Raw genomic sequence first — 1,356 nt, 5'->3', positions numbered from 1 at the left:
CGCATTGACTCATCCCAGATGCCCGCCTGGACCTAGTCGTTGACTCATCCTGAAATGCCCGCGTGTGTGAGCATCAAGGATGGAGCTCTCAATGGCAGCACGACGCCAGGTCGCTCAACGCTTAGCGATCAAATACCAGAAGGCCACCAAAGCCGAGAAGAAAGCGATCCTCGATGACCTATGCCAGGTCAACGGCTGGCATCGCGATCACGCCCGCAAAGTCTTACGGCAAACAACAGCAGGACCACCAACACCCCGAAAGCCACGCGCACCTGCGGTGAAATACACCGAAGAAGTCATCGACGCCCTCCGATTCTGCTGGGCAGTACTAGATGGGCCTACCGGTAAGCGCCTAGCCCCAGCCCTGCCAGGCCTCGTAGAGTCCTTACGCCGCCACGGGGAACTACACATCAACGATCAGACCGCCGCCTTGCTGATCTCAATGTCCCCAGCAACTATCGACCGGCGTTTAGCCCCGGACCGGGCCGCGATGGCCACCACCAGGGGGAACTCCTTAACCAAACCCGGATCACTACTGAAATCACAGATACCAATGCGCACCTGGTCCGACTGGGACAACTCCAGCCCCGGATTCTTAGAAGTCGACCTAGTCGGCCATGACGGAGGCGACCTCAACGGCGAGTTCTGCTACACCCTGACCTGCACCGATATCGCCACCGGCTGGACCGAGAACCGCACCATACGCAACAAAGCCGCCAAATGGGTGTTCACCGCCCTGATCGAACTCCAAGCCCAATTCCCCTTCCCCATCCTCGGAATCGACTCCGATAACGGATCCGAATTCATCAACCACCACCTACTGCGCTGGTGCACCGAAGCCCAAATCACCTTCACCCGCTCACGCCCCAACAACAAAAACGACGGCGCGCACGTCGAGCAGAAAAACTGGGCCACAGCCCGACGCATAGCCGGCTACTGGCGCTACGAAACCCCATCAGAAATGCGACTGCTCAACCAGATCTGGGCCATCCACTCCCCACTACTGAACCTCTTCACACCAAGCCAGAAACTCCTCACCAAAACCCGCACAGGAGCGAAAACCGCCAAAACCTACGACACCGCCATGACCCCATACCAACGACTACAGCAACGAGCCCGCATGTACCCAGAAGCACTCGACACCAAGGATGAGAAAATACTCAAAGAGAAGTTCACACGCACCAACCCCGCCGAACTCCGACGAGAAATCGGCACCCGCCAAGCCGAACTACTCACCAAAGTCCGACGCAAGAACATCACCCAACGAAACAAACGAAACGCCGCATACCTCAACCGGGCAAAACTCAATGAGTCAACGACTCACACTTCCCGGGCATCTTGAGATGAGTCACCAGG

The 1,356-nt window shown here is 57.4% G+C and carries 1 protein-coding gene; it reads left to right on the top strand.

All coding sequences use genetic code 11. From position 1 onward, the window contains the following. Positions 1-91 precede the first annotated feature (91 nt). Complete coding sequence (locus FEF26_RS15435) at positions 92-1,342, top strand: integrase catalytic domain-containing protein (RefSeq protein ID WP_208012962.1); 1,251 nt, start codon at positions 92-94, stop codon at positions 1,340-1,342. The last annotated feature ends 14 nt before the right edge of the window (positions 1,343-1,356 follow it).

The organism is Nesterenkonia salmonea (assembly GCF_005771525.1).
In the GTDB taxonomy this organism is placed as follows: domain Bacteria; phylum Actinomycetota; class Actinomycetes; order Actinomycetales; family Micrococcaceae; genus Nesterenkonia; species Nesterenkonia salmonea.
Note: the sequence above shows the minus strand (reverse complement) of the source record. Positions and strands in the feature narration are given on the sequence as shown.